We start from the raw sequence: 16,199 nt of genomic DNA, 5'->3' as shown, positions 1-16,199 counted from the left end.
TCCTCCTCTACCCGTCGAACCTGACGAAACGCGGCGTCGTCGAGAGGTCGGCGAGCTCGGACAACAGCCGGGGGTCGAGCACTCGCTCCCCGTGCAGCGACCAGTGCGACACCGTCGCCGCGGGCAGGAGCGAGCCGGCCAGTGGCAACCGCTCGAGGGTGACCAGGCGTTGGCGCGCCAGCGCCCGGGTCTCGTCGACGATCGCGAGCACGCGCTCCTGGCTCCACGGCATCCGGTCGGGGGTGACGGCGAGCAGCAGCACCTGGGGGGCGCGCGCGTCGGGGCCGTTGGCGTGCACCGCCAACCCGGTGGTCGCGACCTCCTCGGGCGGGGCATCCTCGGCGCCGGTCGCCGACGTCGTGTCGTCGGGAACCTCGCGCCGCCTCGGCAGCGTCTCGTGCCACGCGTCGACGACGAGCCCGCTGTAGCCACCGACCGGATGCACCCCGGGTGCGGACTCGACGACGAGGGAGGTGTGGGCACTGGCCGGTGCCACGGCATCCGGGAGGTGTTCCCCGAGCCAGGCCGGCCGGTCGAGCGTCACCGCACGCAGCGGCGCCCGGCGCCGCGCCGCGGCCCGCAGCATCGCGACCTCCGTGTACCCCTGAACCCCCGAACGCACCCTGGCGTGCCGGGCCAACCACGCCCGGATGCCGTGCTGCTGGCTCGCGTCGTCGGCCTCCCACGCGGTGGTGAGGGGCTCTGGGGTCGGGGCCGGATCGAGGGGGAGCGGCACGGGGAGCTCGGAGCCGGTGAGCAGCCCAGCCGCGGTGACGACGTCGGCGACGGTGGCGGCGGCACCGAGCAGGTCGGTGACCTCATCGACGCGGGCCTCGGCCTGAGTGAGGGCGGCGGCCACCTGCGCGCGCAGGAGCAGGTCGTCAGCCGGTGCGCCAGGACTGCCGCCGTCATCGGGGTCAGCCACGCCCTCGGGCACGACGCCGTCGACCAGGCCGAACTCGGCCAGCCGGGCGGCCAGGCGCCGGATCGTCCCCGGGGACGCACCGGGGGACGCCACGGCAGGGGGTGCCTCGGCGACGATGGCGGCCAGCGTGGCGAGCAGCGCGTGCAGGTCGTCACGCCACGGGTCGCCGGGGCCCGGGACGGCCGGTGCCGCGCGCACCACCCTCTCGTCGCGGGGGTCGTGCACGACATCGGCGGCCTCGAGCGCGCGGGCCGAGACGAGCACCCGACGAAGGGCCCCGGCGAGCTGCCACGCCCCGCCGAGGGTGACCTTGCCGGCCGCGAGGGTGGGCGGCCGCTGCGTCAGGGGCTCGGCCGGCAGCCGGGGTCGGGTCAGCCGGGCGCGAGCCCAGAACGTCGTGAGGCCCAGGCTGCCCGCACCGGCCGCCTCGACGACGTCGAGGGCGCCCACGTCGAGGGCGCGCAGGGTCGACCCGTCGGCCGTGACGACGATGCGGTGGGCCGGGCCGAGCACGAGGCGGCACCACGACTCCAGCCGCGGGTTGGCCCGAGCCCGCGGCGTCGCCGACCACCCGTCCGTCGCGCCGGCCCCGGGTGAGTGGGGGAGCAGCACGACGAGGCGGTGCGACAGGCCGGAGCGGTCGTGGGGGTTGGCGATGACGTCAGGGTCCGCAGGCAGGCCGTCGCCCGACAGGGCGTCCATCGCGGCGGCGGCCCCCGCGGGGTTGCCGGCGACCACCTGGTGCACACCCTCGGCGAGCAGCAGGTCGCCGACCGCGTCGAGCAGGCCGCCGAGTCGGTCCAGGGTTGCCGAGACCCGACCCCACTCCTCGTCGATGGGCGGCCACGGCGCGTCGTAGCGCGCGAGGGCCGGTGGGCGCTGGCGAAGCCGCTCGCGGACCGACGCGCGGTCGAGGTCGAGCAGGCGCACGCCGTCGACGACCTGCGAGGTCGCCAGCACCTCGACGCCGACGTCGACGATGCCCTCGGCGACCCGGTCGACCTCCTTGGCGGCGATCGACGGCGCCAGGGCGCGCAGCGGCGCGACGAACCGCCCCAACGAGGCGTCGGTGTCGGTCAGCCAACGCTCGAAGCGGTAGCCGAGGAGGGCACCGAGTTCCTGCCCGGACCGCATGCCTGCCAGCACCTCGCGGGCCTCGCGGGCCCGGGTGCTCGACAGGTCCATCTCCAGGGCCCGGTCGGCCTCGTCGTCCGGGGCGTGCGCCAGCCGTGCGCTGCGCAGCACGGCCGCGGTCGAGGCGTGGCGCAGGCTCGGCGCGTGCACGACGCCTCCGCGCTCGGCGGGCTGGGTGTCCGGCGTCTCGGGGTCGGCCGGCCGGTGACGACGCACGAGCACGAGGTCCTCGACGAGGCCGAACGCGCCCACCGTGATCCCCGTGCGACGCTGCGCCCGCAGCTGCGCGAGGCGGGCCGTCGCGATCGAGGTCACCCAGGCGTCGTGGCGGTGCGAGGTGCAGTCGAGGGACTCGGCGAGCAGACCGCGCCGGTCCGCGGGGTCGGACACCCGGGCCAGGGTGCGCAGGGCGTCGCGAACGTGCCGCCAGAGCACGAGGGCGCGCAGCAGGGCGTCCAGGTCGGTGACGAGACCCTCGGTCGTCGGTGGCGCGAAGCTGGCATCGAGGGTGCCCAACGGGCGGGCCCACCGGGTCACGACGCCCTGCTCCTCGACCCCGCGGTCGATGAGGTGCAGGGTGTGCTCGGCCAGGTCTGCGAGGTCGTCACGGTCGTCGTCGCCGAGCACCGCCTCGAGCACCTCGCGCGCGGCGTTCGCCGCGTCAGCGCCGATGGCCTCGAGCAGCCGCCCGTCGAGGGCGTCGCGCAGCTCGCGAGCCCGACGGTACCGGTCGACCTCGCCGTCGACGCGAGGCCCGGCGAGGCGACGGTCGAGGTCGGTGCGCACTCGCTCGTGGGCGAGCCCGAGGAGCACCTGGAGCACGCTGGACTCCCCGGGGTCGCCGCCCTCGGCCAGTGCGGCGAGCACCTCGGGGTCGTCGTCCGCGACGAGGGGCAGGCCCAGGGTGCGGTCGACGCCGAGCACGTCGGGGTCGGCGAGGGTGCCCTGACGCACGCCCATGAGCGACTCGAACACGGCCGTGAGGTCGCCTCGGGCCTGCGCCTGCTCGAGCGACGTGGCGGCGACGGCCGCGGCGAGGGGCCCACCCGTGCCCAGGAGGCGCCGCACCCGCAGGCCCCACGACACGGGCGTCTGGCCGAGGATGCCGGGGAGCGCGCGGATGCCGTCGCGCGGCACCGCGGGCACCGACCGGGCGCCGAGGCGCCAGAGCACGGCGGTGCGCTCGAGCACGCGGGCCAGGGCGTCCACGGCGGGCGACACCCCGGTGGCCTGCGCGAGCACGGTCACGGGCAGCACGCCGTAGGGCTGGCGCCCGATGCGCAGCAGCGGCAGCGGTCCGCGGCCCCGAACCGCGGCGCGGTGGTGGCCACGCAGCGCGTCGATCCGGCCGGGGTCGAGCGCTCCCGGGCGCACCGAGCGGGTGAGGAAGGTGCCGCCGGTCACCGGCCACAGCACCGTGGCCATGGCGTGGGCCCACGCCTGCCCGTCGTCACCGGCGCCGACCCAGTGCGCCAGTGGCGCGTCGGGGGCGCCGAAGGCCTCGGCAAGGAGGGTGGCCGCCGACGTGGCGGTCAGGGCGGCGGGGTCGGGCTCGACGCTCTCGCCTGCACCGGCATCCGGCCGTGCCCACGCGGAGCGCCCCTGCTCGGTGTTGTTCGTCGGGTCACCCGCGCGCAGGAACCCGCAGTCGTCGCCGTGGGCGAGCAGGGCCGCCGTGACCGCTGCCGACTCCTCGTCGGGGTCGCGCCCGGTGCGCGCCCCCATGACGACGAGGCTGTCGAGGCGCTCGGTGCCGGGCGGCAGGGTGAGCGTCACCGCCATCCCCACCTCGAGGGCCGCCTCGTATGACCACAGCCACTCGGCGCCGGACACCGCAGCCCCCTCGGCGCCGGCCGCCGCCGCACCCTCGGCGGTGTCGTGCCGGGCCAGCGCCCGCAGTGACGCGGCGAGGTCGTCGAGGTGTTCCGGTGCGGTGCCCTCGGAGCGTCCGAGCCCGAGGTGGTCGAGCGAGACGGGTTCACCCTGCTCGACCGCCACCACGTCGCCGCCGACCCGGGCAACGACGACGAAGGCGTCAGGCAGCAGCAGGGCGGTGCCGGTGTCGTGGTCGAGCCCGACGTCGTCGGGGTAGATGCGCACGCGCAGCCGCACGGGGGCGTCCGGCGGGGCGTCCGCGGGCATCGCCTCGGTCTGGGTCTCCAGGCGCACGGGGACGAGCAGCAGCGGCACCTCGTGGTCCAGCCCCTCCCAGGCGGTCATGGCCCGACCTCCCACCACGGCCGGGGCCGCAGCATCCGGCCGAGCCGGTAGCCGGCCCGCGCCGGAAGCTGGAAGAGCAGCCAGGCGAGGTCGGCCGAGGTGGGGTTCGCCGCGGCCCCCGCGGGGCGCGGTGCCGTGGCCGGGCTGAGGTGGGCACCGACGAGGGGCCAGTCCGCCCAGGCGAGGTCGTCGCGGGCCCGGGGTGGAGGCGGCAGCGGGGGGTCGCCCGGCCCCGGGGTCACGTCGAGTCCGAACCGTGGTTCGCCGACGTGCTCGGAGAGCGTGAACCACCAGGCACCGTCACGCGGCACGGGCTCCAACGTCCCATCGGGTCCGAGCGGGTCGGCGGTCAGGGCGTCCTGTGCGGTGAGGTCGACCCCGGTGAGCAGCAGGTCGGGCCCGATCCTCAGCTGGAACAGCGTCCGGGCCGGCCGTCGGCGGTACTCGATGGGCTCGTCGCCGCCGTCCTGCTGCACCGCCACGCCGAGCAGGTGGGGGTGGCGGCGCACCAGCTCGCCGCGCACGAGCACGACCAACCGGCCGGATGCCGCGTCGCCGAGGTGGGTGCCGAGGTCACCCCCGCGCAGGCGGTGGATCTCGTCGTCGAGCTCGTCGGTGGGTGACCAGAACGACCGGAAGCTCGTGCCGCGCCCGTCGGTGGGGTAGCCCCGCCAGACGAGCTCGCGCATGAACTCGTGGTTGAGGCCGACGAGGAAGGCCTCGACGAACACGGGGTTCGTCGCCAGGGTCGTCATCATCTCGTGGGGATCGATGCTCGCGACGCCGGGCAGCAGCCACTCGGGGTCGTGGCGGTGCAGTGCCTCGTACATCGGGTGGGTGAACCGGGGGGCCGCCATGACGGGGTCGTAGCGGGTGTTGTCGAGCCACCCGGGGAAGTGGGCGTCCAGGCCGGGGATCCGTTGGCGCACCCGGCGCCCGATCGTCACCGCGGGCTCGAGCAGCGGGAGCAGGTGCAGGGAGGGGACGACGAGCACCTCGCGCACCGACTCGCTGAGGCTGTCGGTGCCGATGAACGCGTCGTCGTAGGCCTGGGCGAGGGCCTCGACGAGGCGCTCCGTCTCACCCTGGAACACCTCGACGAGGCGGCGGGCAGCACCGGCGGTGGGCTCGTCGAACGCCTCGCCCGCCGGCTCGCCCTGGCCGGCGCCCTGGTGCACGAGCCGCTCCCACAGGAAGGTCACGAGGTCCTGGAGGTCAGGGGTGCCGACGGCCAGCCGTCCGGGGGCCTCGGGGACGTCGGTGCCTGGCAGCTCGTGGCGGGTCGTGAGTGGGCGGGGGAGCCACCACTCGTCCTGCGCCTGGATCAGCCCCCCGGCCTGCGACACCAACGAGGCGGCCCGGTCCAGGGCCGACTGGTCGAGCTCGCGGCCGGGTTCGGGCGACTCGACCTCACGCACGGTCGGCAGGGCGGTGAGCAGCACCTCGAGCAGGCCGCTGAGAGCCAGCCGGGTCACCGTGGCCGGGTCGACCCCCGGTGCGGCGCCCGCCCCACCGTCGGTGATGGCGTCGATCAGGCCGGGCTCGGCCACCCCGGCCGCCAGGGCATCCGGGTCGACCACGCCGAGCTCGGCCAGCAGTGCCCGGCCCACGTCGCCGATGCCGCGGGCGCCGTCGGGCGGGGAGTAGCGCCAGACCCAGTCGTGGGCGACGTCGCCGTCGGCGAGCAGCGGGCCCGACCCCTCGGCGGCGAACCGGCGCAGGGGGCCACCGGGGCGGGCGAGCGCGCGCAGCGTGCTGGCGGTGGCGGCGGTGGGTGTGGCGCTGCGGCCCACGACGGCCCTGGTCGTCGACCCGGGCTCGGCGAGCAGGCGCGAGTGAGCTCGCGAGGTGACCGCGAGCAGGGCGCCGGGGTCGAGCCGTGCCAAGTGGCGGCTGTGCAGCCGGTCGCCGACGAAGCGGGCGAACTGGGCTGCCCGCAGCGCCGTGTTGGCGTCGAGCACCGAGGGCAGCTGGGCCCACGCCGAGGTCATCAGGTCTTCCTGGTCCATGCGCGCCACCGCGGCCCCGAGCCCGGCGGCGATGCGGTGGGCCGGGTCGAGGTTGAGCTGGCGCAGCCACGCCGGTTCGGCGCCGGCGGCCGGCAGGGTCCCGGTGGCGAGGTGGGTGCCGCCGTACAGCGGGGGAGCGAGCTCGGGGTCGCGCTCAGCGGGGTCGAACGCGACGGCGTCGAACTGCACGTGGTCGGGCTGTTCCACCCGCGCGCGCAGCGCCTCGACCGCCTCGTCGTCCCAGACGCCCGCGGCACCCGGTGCTGGCACCGCGGCCGCGGTGTCACCGGCAGCGTCCGGCACCGGGTGGGTGAGGGCGCCGTGCACCGCGCGCGGGCCGCCACTGGTGGTCACGTCGAGGCCCAGGCCCGGGTCGGAGGTGTCGACGAGGCGGCGCCCCGTGCCCATGGGAGCGTGGACCGGCTGGATGCGGCGCGCCAGTGACTCGAAGTCGCCGTCGAGGCCAGTGCTGAACGACCAGTGGTCGTACACGGGCAGGCGCACGGTCGGCTCGGGCCCGCCGAGCGTCCACGCCCACCTCAGGTCGTCGAGGGGGTCCGTGATGCCCAGCCCGGCCCGGCGCCCGACCTCGAAGGTCGGCACGAGCAGGGCCGTCCACGACCGGTTCGGCTCCAGCTCGCGCGGGCAGAGCAGCCGGGCGACGTTGAGGGCGGGGTTCTCCGGCGACAGGCGCGGGTCCTGCCCGGTCGCTCCCGGCTCCCGCGGGCTGCCGAGCACCTGCACGTGCGCCCACGCCCACGCGTCGGCCTCGGGCGGCAGGTCGGCCAGGGCGACGTCCGCCCAGGCGGGCAGGCCGGGCTTGTCCGGTGGTCTCACGAGCCCGGGTTCGTCGGGGACGACGACCAGGCGCAGCCACGGCGGAAGGTGCCCCCCGGCATCCGGGCCGGTGGGGGTGAACAGCCACGGCAGGTCGGGTTGGTCGAGCTCGCAGTGGGCGAGGTCGCTGGGTTCGGCGTCGCGGGTGCCGGGGGACGGGTACCGTCGCACGACCTGGCGGGGGTCGATGCCGAGCACGTCGCCGGGCCCACGCAGCAGCAGCCGCCCGGTGCCTCCGTCGAGGTTCGATCCGTCGGTGAGGGGCACGGTGACGTCGATGCGCCCCCGGGCCCGGGCACTGGTCGTGAACGGTGTGCGGTAGGCCGCGGCGGTGCCGGTGCGGTGGTGGGGCAGGAGGGTGTAGGAGCCGAGCCCCACCTCCGTCAGGGCGATCGGATGGGCGCCGGCGAGCACGTCACGCAGGTGGGTCTGCCAGCCGGCCACCGCTCACACCCCCGTCTTCGTCAGGTGCAGCGTGCTCAGGGCGACGTCGCTCGCGGTGGCCGCGGCATCCGACCACGGCGCGAAGCCGTCGTCGAGCCCGGTGTCGGCGGGGTCGGGGGTGGTCACGGTGGCGTTGGTGGCGAGGTCGGCGACGCGCACGGCGGATGCCGGTCGCACGGTGAGCGGGCGCGCCACCTCGGCGTAGCGGTTGGCGGCGCGCAGGGCGCTGGCGCCGGATGCCGTGGCGTCCAGGGCGACCTGGACCGACAGGCCCTGGGCCCACCACGCGGTTCGCCGGGGGCGGCGGAAGGTCTCGAACGGGTGGACGTCCTCGTAGGTCATCGTGGCCTCGACCCCGGCGGGGCTGTCGGGGCGGGAGCCGCTGGGGTCGATGACCAGGCCGGCGGTGCGGTCCTCGAAGTCGGGGGCGTCGAGGGCCTGGTCGTCGGTGAGGTCGAGGAAGGCCGCGGTCGCGAACGCCTCGCGCACCTGCGACCACGTGGCACCCTGCTCGCCGCCGACGAGGGGGTCACCGGCGATGCGCACCGTGCACCGGGGCGGGTCCACGGTGTCCGGGCCGACCCGGTCCAGGCGCATGCCGAGAGGCGCGACCCGCTGGGTGGCCTGGAGCAGCGCCCACGGTTCGATCGGGGTGCGGCCGGCGTCGGCGCCGTCGAGCCGGGGGAGTGGGGCGAGCGTGACGGGAGGAGTGAACCCGGGGCGAGCACGCGGCATCCACGCCGTGGCGTCGTCGAACGCCCGCGCGATTCGGGGCAGCGGCCGGACGGTGGATCGTGGGGTGGGCGGTGCCGGGTCGCCGAAGATGATCGGCCCGACCGAGATGCTCGGGTCGGGAAGCGGCCATGGCAGGCGCAGCCGGCCGGTGCCCTTGACGCACCACGGTGAGGGGCCGCGCAGGTTCAGGGCGAGGTCGACGCCGGCGACGCTGTGGCCTAGGGCCTCGACGCCGACCTTGACGAGCAGGTCGAGCTCGAACCCGAAGGGGTTGAACTGGACGATGGCGTTGATCTCGAGGCTGCCGCGCACCGCCGCGACGAGCACCGTGTACGCGACCTCGATGCGGCCGCCGAGCTGGAGGGTGTTGGGGGTCAGGGCGACGTAGCCGCTGATCCGCATCTGGAAGCCGATGGGTGGGGCGAGCTCGGAGGAGATCCGCGAGAGCCCGGCCAGCTCGCCCGGGACCTTGGTGTAGCGAGGGTGGAAGCCGCCGGCGGAGACGACGAACGTGGGGTCGCCCCCGAAGCGGGCGAGGATGCCGAACCCGCCCTGGACGCTCGCGAAGCCGACGCGGGAGGTCTCGAGCTCGGCCCGCACGAGGACCATCCCGCCGCCGAACTGGGCGAGCAGGCTGGCCCGCAGGTCGATGACGGCGGCGTCCGCGGTGGGGAAGGCGGCCCGTGCCCGGCCCAGGACGACGACCACCGGGTCGGGCAGGGCGAGGGCGACGGCGACGTCGAGGCGCACGAGCGTGGGGCGGCCCCAGCCGAGCGCGAGCATCGGCCCGATGACGAAGCCGTCGTCGCGGGCCGGGAACACCTCGCCGAGCGTGCCGAGGATCTGGGGTGCGGCGGCGACCGGGTCGGGCGGGAAGAGCAGCCGCCCGATGATGCCGTCCTTCAGGCCCTTGGCCAGGGGTGTGGTGTTGATGGTGACGCCGTGCCCGAGGATGCCGCCGACGCCGTTGAGGGTGAAGCCAAGCCCGAGCTCGACGGCGGGGTTGAGCTCGACCGACATGACCGCGACGAACGAGGTCTCACCGCCGCGTTCGCGCAGCAGGCCGAACGCCTTGACGTCGACCGGGCCGAGCCGAAGCTGAAGGGCCCCGCCGTAGCCGGCGCCGCCGGCGCCGGTGGGCGGGCTCGGGGCGAGGTAGCCCCCGCCCGTGACCAGCCCCGTGTCCAGGGACAGGCCGATGCCCCTCACCGGCGCGCCGACGCGCGGCGGGGGCAGCGGTGTCCCGTCGAGCAGGGCCACGGGGTCGACGACGATGACGGTCTCGACCCCGTCGACGACCGCGGCGAGTGGGCCGAGGGACCCCGTGAGGCGGCCGGTCAGCGCGATGGCGACGGCGCCGCCCTCGGGGCGGACGCTGAGGCGCAGGTCGTCGAGCGCGGCGATGCCGACGTCGGCCGTGGCGGGGATGCTGACCGGCCCGGAGCTCCCGTGGGTGCGCAGGCCGTGGCGGGATGCCGTGAGGTCGACGTCCGCGGTGATGCGCGCCGCCTCGCCGACGATGGTCGACAGCACGACGTTGGGTGCCCCGTCCGCGGCGCCGACGAGGTCGAGGCCCAGGCCGGCCAGGGAGAGCGTGGCGGTGAGAGCGCCGCCGCCGCCGTCGCCGTCGCCGCCGACCGCCACGGTCAACGCCACGCGGCGCAGCCGGGTGCCCGGCACGAGGGCGGGCGGGGCGCTCGTGCGCCACGTGAGGGTCAGGGCGCGGTCGGTCCACGCGACGGTGGGGTCGGCGAGGCCGAGGGTCGACACCGCACCGGCCGGGAGGTGCTGGGCGATGAGGGTGCGCAGGTGCGGGGCCGGGTCGGGGGTGGCGAGCAGGGCGGCGGCCGCGCGCACCTGCGCGAGGGCGGCCCAGAGGCTGGTGCCGGCACTCGCGATGTCCGGGGGGTCTGCGGTGGCGGCGGCCAGCGCGGTGTCCGCCTCGGAGGCGGCGCTGGTCAGGTGGGCCGCGACGGCGGCGAGGTCGGCGCCGTCGGCGGGCAGGGGCTGGCCGAGGGCTGCGGCGAGGGACGAGGGCGTGGCCACGTCGCGCAGCCGAGCCACGGCGTACCCGGTGGCAGCTCGCAGCAGCTCGCCGGCGGGGTCCGCTCCCATGCGCAGCGATTATCCGCCGCCGGGGGTCCAGCGTCCAGAGCGTGTCGACCACGCACCCACGGCGACACGCCCGAGCGGCCGGTGGGCGGACGGCATCCGAACGCCCTGACCTGCACAAACGGAACTCGCCACGCCGAAACACCCGGAATGTCTTGCGGCCCCCGTCACAGTGAGTCAAGATAGCCACCACATCTAGTGGTTACACCCATGTAGTTCGTCCACATGTTGTGCACACGAAATGCTGGTCATCCACAGGTTGTTCACACCTGTATCCACCGCATCGTCCACAGGGCGCCGCGCCGCAGCCCACACGAGGGGGGTCACATGCACTGCCCGTTCTGCCGCCACACCGACTCCCGCGTCATGGACTCGCGGGCCACCGACGACGGCGCGAGCATCCGCCGCCGCCGTCAGTGCCCGCAGTGTGGGCGCCGCTTCACCACCGTGGAGACGGCCAGCCTGAGCGTGGTCAAGCGTTCCGGCGCCACCGAGCCGTTCAGCCGCGCCAAGGTGCTCGTCGGCGTCCGCAAGGCGTGCCAGGGCCGCCCGGTCAGCGAGGACGACCTCGCCCGGCTCGCCCAGCGCGTCGAGGAGACCATCCGCAGCCAGGGCAGCGCCGAGATCGACGCGCACGAGGTCGGCCTGGCCGTCCTCGAGCCGCTGCGCGAGCTCGACGAGGTCGCCTACCTGCGCTTCGCGAGCGTCTACCAGGCGTTCGACAACCTCGAGGACTTCGAGTCCGCGATCACCCTGCTGCGCGCCGAGCGCGACGCCGCAGGCATCGAACCACCGGGTCGGATGCCGTCCGCCCACCCCACGGGGTAGCTCGCCGTCGTCCGTCGTCGCCGGCCCACCCCGGCTGCGGCAGCGATGTCAGCGCCTCGCAGTACAACAGACACATGTCAGGTCACCACGGCCCCCGAACGGGGCAGAAGGTAGGGAAACGCATGACCGAGACCGCCGGAGCACGTGCAGGTGCCCGCAAGTCCGCCCGCGGCAAGGGGGTGACCGTCGAGCGCATCTTCACCACGCCCGGGGTCCACCCCTACGACCAGGTGACCTGGGAGAAGCGCGACGTCGTCCAGCAGAACTGGAAGACCGGGGAGACGATCTTCGACCAGCGCGGGGTGGAGTACCCCGACTTCTGGAGCGTCAACGCCAGCACCATCGTCACGACCAAGTACTTCCGCGGCGCCGTCGGCACCCCGGAGCGCGAGACCGGGCTCAAGCAGCTCATCGACCGCGTCGTGCTGACCTACGTCAAGGCCGGTAAGGACCACGGCTACTTCGGCACCGCCGAGGACGCCGAGATCTTTGAGCACGAGCTGACGTACGCCCTGCTGCACCAGGTGTTCAGCTTCAACTCGCCCGTGTGGTTCAACGTCGGCACCGCGAGCCCGCAGCAGGTCAGCGCCTGCTTCATCCTCAGCGTCGACGACTCGATGGACTCCATCCTCAACTGGTACAAGGAGGAGGGCTTCATCTTCAAGGGCGGCTCCGGTGCCGGCCTGAACCTCTCGCGCATCCGCTCCTCCAAGGAGCTGCTGTCCTCCGGTGGCACGGCCTCGGGACCGGTGTCCTTCATGCGTGGGGCCGACGCGTCCGCGGGCACCATCAAGTCCGGTGGCGCGACGCGCCGTGCGGCCAAGATGGTCGTCCTCGACGTCGACCACCCGGACATCGTGGAGTTCGTCGAGACCAAGGCGCGCGAGGAGGACAAGATCCGCGCGCTGCGTGACGCCGGCTTCGACATGGACCTCGGCGGCAAGGACATCGTGTCCGTGCAGTACCAGAACGCGAACAACTCGGTGCGCGTCACCGACGAGTTCATGCGCGCGGTCGAGGAGGGCAAGGAGTTCGGCCTGACCTCGCGCAAGGACGGCTCGGTCATCGAGACCGTAGACGCGCGCGAGCTCATGGGCAAGATCGCCAAGGCCGCGTGGGAGTGCGCCGACCCGGGCATCCAGTACGACGACACGATCAACGACTGGCACACCAACCCCGAGACGGGCCGCATCACGGCATCCAACCCGTGCTCGGAGTACATGAGCCTGGACAACTCCTCGTGCAACCTGGCGAGCCTGAACCTGCTGAAGTTCCTGCGCGACGACGACAGCTTCGACGCCGTGCAGTTCCAGAAGGTCGTCGAGCTCGTCATCACGGCGATGGACATCTCCATCTGCTTCGCCGACTTCCCGACCGAGCCGATCGGTGACACCACGCGTGACTACCGCCAGCTCGGCATCGGCTACGCCAACCTCGGCGCGCTGCTCATGGCCACCGGCCACGGGTACGACTCCGAGGGTGGGCGCGCCATCGCGGCGTCGATCACCTCGCTGCTCACCGGTGCTGCCTACAAGCGCTCCGCCGAGCTGGCCGCGATCGTCGGCCCGTACGCCGGGTACGCCCGCAACGCCGACGCCCACAAGCGGGTCATGCGCAAGCACGCCGCCGCCAACGACGCCGTGCGCACCGTCACCACGATGGACAAGGACATCCACCGCGTCGCCACGAAGGCGTGGGACGACGTCGTCAAGCTCGGTGAGAAGAACGGCTACCGCAACGCCCAGGCGTCGGTGCTCGCCCCCACCGGCACCATCGGCTTCATGATGGACTGCGACACCACCGGCATCGAGCCCGACTTCTCGCTCGTGAAGTTCAAGAAGCTCGTCGGTGGCGGCTCGATGCAGATCGTCAACCTGACGATCCCGCGGGCGCTGCGCAAGCTCGGCTACACCGAGGAGACCGTCGAGGCGATCGTGGAGTACATCGCCGACAAGGGCCACGTCATCGACGCGCCGGGCCTGAAGACGGAGCACTACGAGGTGTTCGACACCGCGATGGGTGCGCGCGCCATCTCCCCGATGGGCCACGTGCGGATGATGGCTGCGGTGCAGCCGTTCCTGTCCGGTGCCATCTCCAAGACGGTCAACTTGCCGGAGACGGCGACCGTCGAGGAGATCGAGGAGGTCTACGTCCAGGGCTGGAAGATGGGCCTGAAGGCGCTGGCGGTCTACCGCGACAACTGCAAGGTGGGCCAGCCGCTGTCCGATGGTGGTTCGACCGCCAAGGACGCCGCGGCCGACAAGGCCGGGGCTGCCGTCGCGGCGGCGCAGGCCGAGATCGTGGAGAAGGTCGTCTACCGGCCGACGCGTGAGCGCCTGCCCAAGCGTCGCTCCTCGCAGACCATCTCGTTCGCCGTCGGTGGGGCCGAGGGTTACCTCACGGCCGGCACCTACGACGACGGGCGGCTCGGTGAGCTGTTCCTGAAGTTCGGCAAGCAGGGCTCGACCCTGGCCGGGGTCATGGACGCGTTCTCGATCGTCACCTCGGTCGCGTTGCAGTACGGGGTGCCGCTGGAGACGTTCGTGGAGAAGTTCACGAACATGCGCTTCGAGCCGGCAGGGATGACCGACGACCCGGACGTGCGGATGGCGCAGTCGCTGATGGACTACGTGTTCCGCCGGCTGGCGCTGGACTACCTCGACTTCGACACTCGCTCGTACATGGGCATCCACTCCGCGGAGGAGCGGGCGCGCCAGCTCGAGACCGGGTCGTACGCGCCGGTCGACGAGGAGACGGGTGAGGACCTCGAGGAAGAGCTCGAGTCGTTCAGCCAGGGCATCGGTGCCTCGTCGAAGAAGTCGGATGCCGTGGCACCGGTCGCGTCGTCCGCTGCGGCAGCGCCGTCGGCTGGGGCTGCGGCGGCGGCGGGGGAGTCGGGCCACGCGCTCGACGCCTCGGCGGTGTCGTCGGGTGCGGGTGCTGCCTCGGCCCGTGAGGTCTCCTCGGAGATCCACTCCTCGGCGGACCTGCTTGCGATGTTCGGTGACGCCAAGGCTGCGGATGCGCCGATGTGCATGACCTGCGGGACGAAGATGCGCCCGGCCGGTTCCTGCTACGTCTGCGAAGGCTGCGGAAGCACCTCCGGCTGCAGCTGAAAGCGAGCCATATTCAACGGATGCAACGTTGGGGCCGCTCGTCCAGCGGGCGGCCCCAACATCTCGTGACGAGGTTACAGTCGATCGAGCCCTGTTCAACCGAAGTAACTTGCGGGGCCATTCACGCCCTAGCCGCGATGGGAGAGTAATCATGACCGACAAGAAGGTTGTATTCGTCGCGTTCGCGATCGAAGACGAGAGGATGCGGGACCTCTTCAAGGGACAATCCCTGCACCCGCGCCACCCCTACGAGTTCATCGACATGTCGGTCAAGAAGCCGTACGACACTGAGTGGAAAGAAAAGGTCCGCACCCGGATTCGCCGCTCCGACGGAATTGTGGCTTTGGTCAGTAAGAACTCGCTCACGTCATCTGGTCAGAAGTGGGAGATCCAGTGCGCCAAGGAGGAGGGGAAGAAGATCCGAGGCATCTGGATCTACTCCAATGACCGGACTGCGCTGGCGGGCGTCCAAACCGTCGAATGGACCGACGCTAACGTGGCGAATTTCATCGACTCGCTCTGAGCTATGCGTAAGGCACTCATCGTGGGGATCGACTACTACGAGTCGATAGTATCGCTGCACGGAGCAGCCAATGACGCGCACAATGTCAAGGGGGTCCTGGACCGGCACGCCGACGGGACCACGAACTTCACTCAGCCCAAGTTGCTTGTGGCGACGAGCGAGGATAGTGCCGTGTCGCGAACCGAGTTGCGCGAATCCGTCCAGGAACTGTTTCGGGACAAGGCCGACATCGCGCTGTTCTACTTCTCGGGCCACGGCTATATCGACAGCACGGGCGGATTCCTGTGCCCTAGCGACTGTGCTGACGGCCATGACGGACTCGCCCTCAGCGATGTGATGACGTTGGCCAGTCAGTCCCCGGCGGAGAACAAGGTCATCATCCTCGACTGCTGCCACAGCGGAGGAGCGGGGAACAATCCGATTTCTCCCGCGTTTGCCGAGATCAAGGACGGCGTGACGATTCTCACCGCGTCAACGGCGAAACAGTATTCACTGGAATCGAATGGTTCTGGGGTGTTCACCAACCTCCTCGTGGATGCTCTCAGCGGTGCCGCGGCTAACCTGGTTGGTGAGGTTACGCCGGGCAGTGTGTACGCACATGTCGATCAATCGCTAGGGCCTTGGGCCCAGCGGCCGGTCTTCAAGACCAACGTTGAGCGCTTCGTTTCACTGCGAAAGGCAGAAGCTCCGATCGCATTGACAGCTTTGCAGAGGCTGACCGAGCTGTTTCAGGACCCGGCGTTGGAACTCCCGTTGGATCCGTCCTACGAGCCCGAGCGTAATGGGAGCGAGCCCCCGGGCACTCCGCTGCCGGATCCCCTGAAGAACGCAGATTTCGCGATCTTGCAGGAACTCGCAAAGGTCAACCTCGTACGGCCCGTTGGGGAGAAGCACATGTGGCACGCAGCGATGAACTCAAAGGCTTGCGAACTGACCGTCCTTGGTCAGCATTACTGGGGACTAGTCAACCAAGAGCTCATCTAATGTCCGAGAGCGACAGGATCCGACAGGTCCTCGAGAGCAAGAGGATCCTCGATCGGCTCGCCTCGATCGAGCACGAGCGATGGGCCCACTGGCAACGCTACGTCCATGCCCACTGCCAACGACGTGACGATGGGTCCCTCGTCATCCCACCAGATCTTGTCGCAAGGTGGGAGCGGCAGATCGAGACGCCGTTTGTCAACCTCCCGGAGGGAGAACAGGAGAGCGATCGCGAACAGGTCCAGCGATACCTGCCAGTCGTCATCAGAGCACTGGAGGACTGGCAGGCCCTGGACAGCTAGCGAGAGCAGGGGCGCGACGCTTGGCCCGCAGGC

Annotated in this window: 8 protein-coding genes; 5 read left to right on the top strand and 3 right to left on the bottom strand. The window is 72.5% G+C overall.

What is annotated here, in order from left to right; translation table 11 throughout:
• Positions 1 to 7 precede the first annotated feature (7 nt).
• From C8E84_RS04890 to C8E84_RS04880, 3 genes are read right to left on the bottom strand one after another with little or no spacing between them, the layout of a single operon-like run.
• Positions 8 to 4,279, bottom strand: a complete 4,272-nt coding sequence (locus C8E84_RS04890) for a hypothetical protein (RefSeq protein WP_159899972.1) — start codon at positions 4,277 to 4,279, stop codon at positions 8 to 10.
• On the bottom strand, positions 4,276 to 7,569 hold the full coding sequence (locus C8E84_RS04885; protein ID WP_159899970.1) for a hypothetical protein: 3,294 nt from the start codon (positions 7,567 to 7,569) through the stop codon (positions 4,276 to 4,278). Before C8E84_RS04885 ends, C8E84_RS04890 begins: the two co-directional genes overlap by 4 nt.
• A gap of 3 nt (positions 7,570 to 7,572) precedes the next feature.
• The gene (locus tag C8E84_RS04880; protein ID WP_159899968.1) at positions 7,573 to 10,419 is read right to left on the bottom strand and encodes a DUF6603 domain-containing protein; all 2,847 of its coding nucleotides are present in this window, start codon (positions 10,417 to 10,419) and stop codon (positions 7,573 to 7,575) included.
• A gap of 324 nt (positions 10,420 to 10,743) precedes the next feature.
• Here C8E84_RS04880 and nrdR point away from each other — a divergent pair, with 324 nt between their 5' ends.
• The 5 genes from nrdR to C8E84_RS04855 all read left to right on the top strand — a co-directional run bounded on the left by nrdR (position 10,744) and on the right by C8E84_RS04855 (position 16,166).
• On the top strand, positions 10,744 to 11,244 hold the full coding sequence (gene nrdR / locus C8E84_RS04875; protein ID WP_159899966.1) for a transcriptional regulator NrdR: 501 nt from the start codon (positions 10,744 to 10,746) through the stop codon (positions 11,242 to 11,244).
• 122 nt (positions 11,245 to 11,366) lie between these two features.
• Complete coding sequence (locus tag C8E84_RS04870) at positions 11,367 to 14,360, top strand: vitamin B12-dependent ribonucleotide reductase (protein WP_159899964.1); 2,994 nt, start codon at positions 11,367 to 11,369, stop codon at positions 14,358 to 14,360.
• A gap of 151 nt (positions 14,361 to 14,511) precedes the next feature.
• The gene (locus tag C8E84_RS04865) at positions 14,512 to 14,883 is read left to right on the top strand and encodes a TIR domain-containing protein (RefSeq protein ID WP_048698329.1); all 372 of its coding nucleotides are present in this window, start codon (positions 14,512 to 14,514) and stop codon (positions 14,881 to 14,883) included.
• A 3-nt stretch (positions 14,884 to 14,886) separates the two neighbouring features.
• Positions 14,887 to 15,867 carry a caspase family protein gene (locus C8E84_RS04860; protein WP_048698327.1) on the top strand — a complete coding sequence of 327 codons (981 nt, stop codon included), beginning with the start codon at positions 14,887 to 14,889 and terminating at the stop codon, positions 15,865 to 15,867.
• Complete coding sequence (locus C8E84_RS04855; protein WP_048698326.1) at positions 15,867 to 16,166, top strand: hypothetical protein; 300 nt, start codon at positions 15,867 to 15,869, stop codon at positions 16,164 to 16,166. The genes C8E84_RS04860 and C8E84_RS04855 overlap by 1 nt, the downstream gene beginning before the upstream one ends.
• Positions 16,167 to 16,199 lie beyond the last annotated feature (33 nt).

The organism is Ornithinibacter aureus (genome assembly GCF_009858245.1).
Lineage (GTDB): Bacteria > Actinomycetota > Actinomycetes > Actinomycetales > Dermatophilaceae > Fodinibacter > Fodinibacter aureus.
Note: the sequence above shows the minus strand (reverse complement) of the source record. Positions and strands in the feature narration are given on the sequence as shown.

What these genes read in the sequence shown, in the direction of transcription:
- C8E84_RS04870 (WP_159899964.1), top strand. Translation starts at nt 11,367, where the DNA reads ATGACCGAGACCGCCGGAGCACGTGCAGGTGCCCGCAAGTCCGCCCGC.
- C8E84_RS04865 (WP_048698329.1), top strand. Translation starts at nt 14,512, where the DNA reads ATGACCGACAAGAAGGTTGTATTCGTCGCGTTCGCGATCGAAGACGAG.
- C8E84_RS04890 (WP_159899972.1), bottom strand. Translation starts at nt 4,279, where the DNA reads ATGACCGCCTGGGAGGGGCTGGACCACGAGGTGCCGCTGCTGCTCGTC.
- C8E84_RS04860 (WP_048698327.1), top strand. Translation starts at nt 14,887, where the DNA reads ATGCGTAAGGCACTCATCGTGGGGATCGACTACTACGAGTCGATAGTA.
- C8E84_RS04855 (WP_048698326.1), top strand. Translation starts at nt 15,867, where the DNA reads ATGTCCGAGAGCGACAGGATCCGACAGGTCCTCGAGAGCAAGAGGATC.
- nrdR (WP_159899966.1), top strand. Translation starts at nt 10,744, where the DNA reads ATGCACTGCCCGTTCTGCCGCCACACCGACTCCCGCGTCATGGACTCG.
- C8E84_RS04880 (WP_159899968.1), bottom strand. Translation starts at nt 10,419, where the DNA reads ATGGGAGCGGACCCCGCCGGCGAGCTGCTGCGAGCTGCCACCGGGTAC.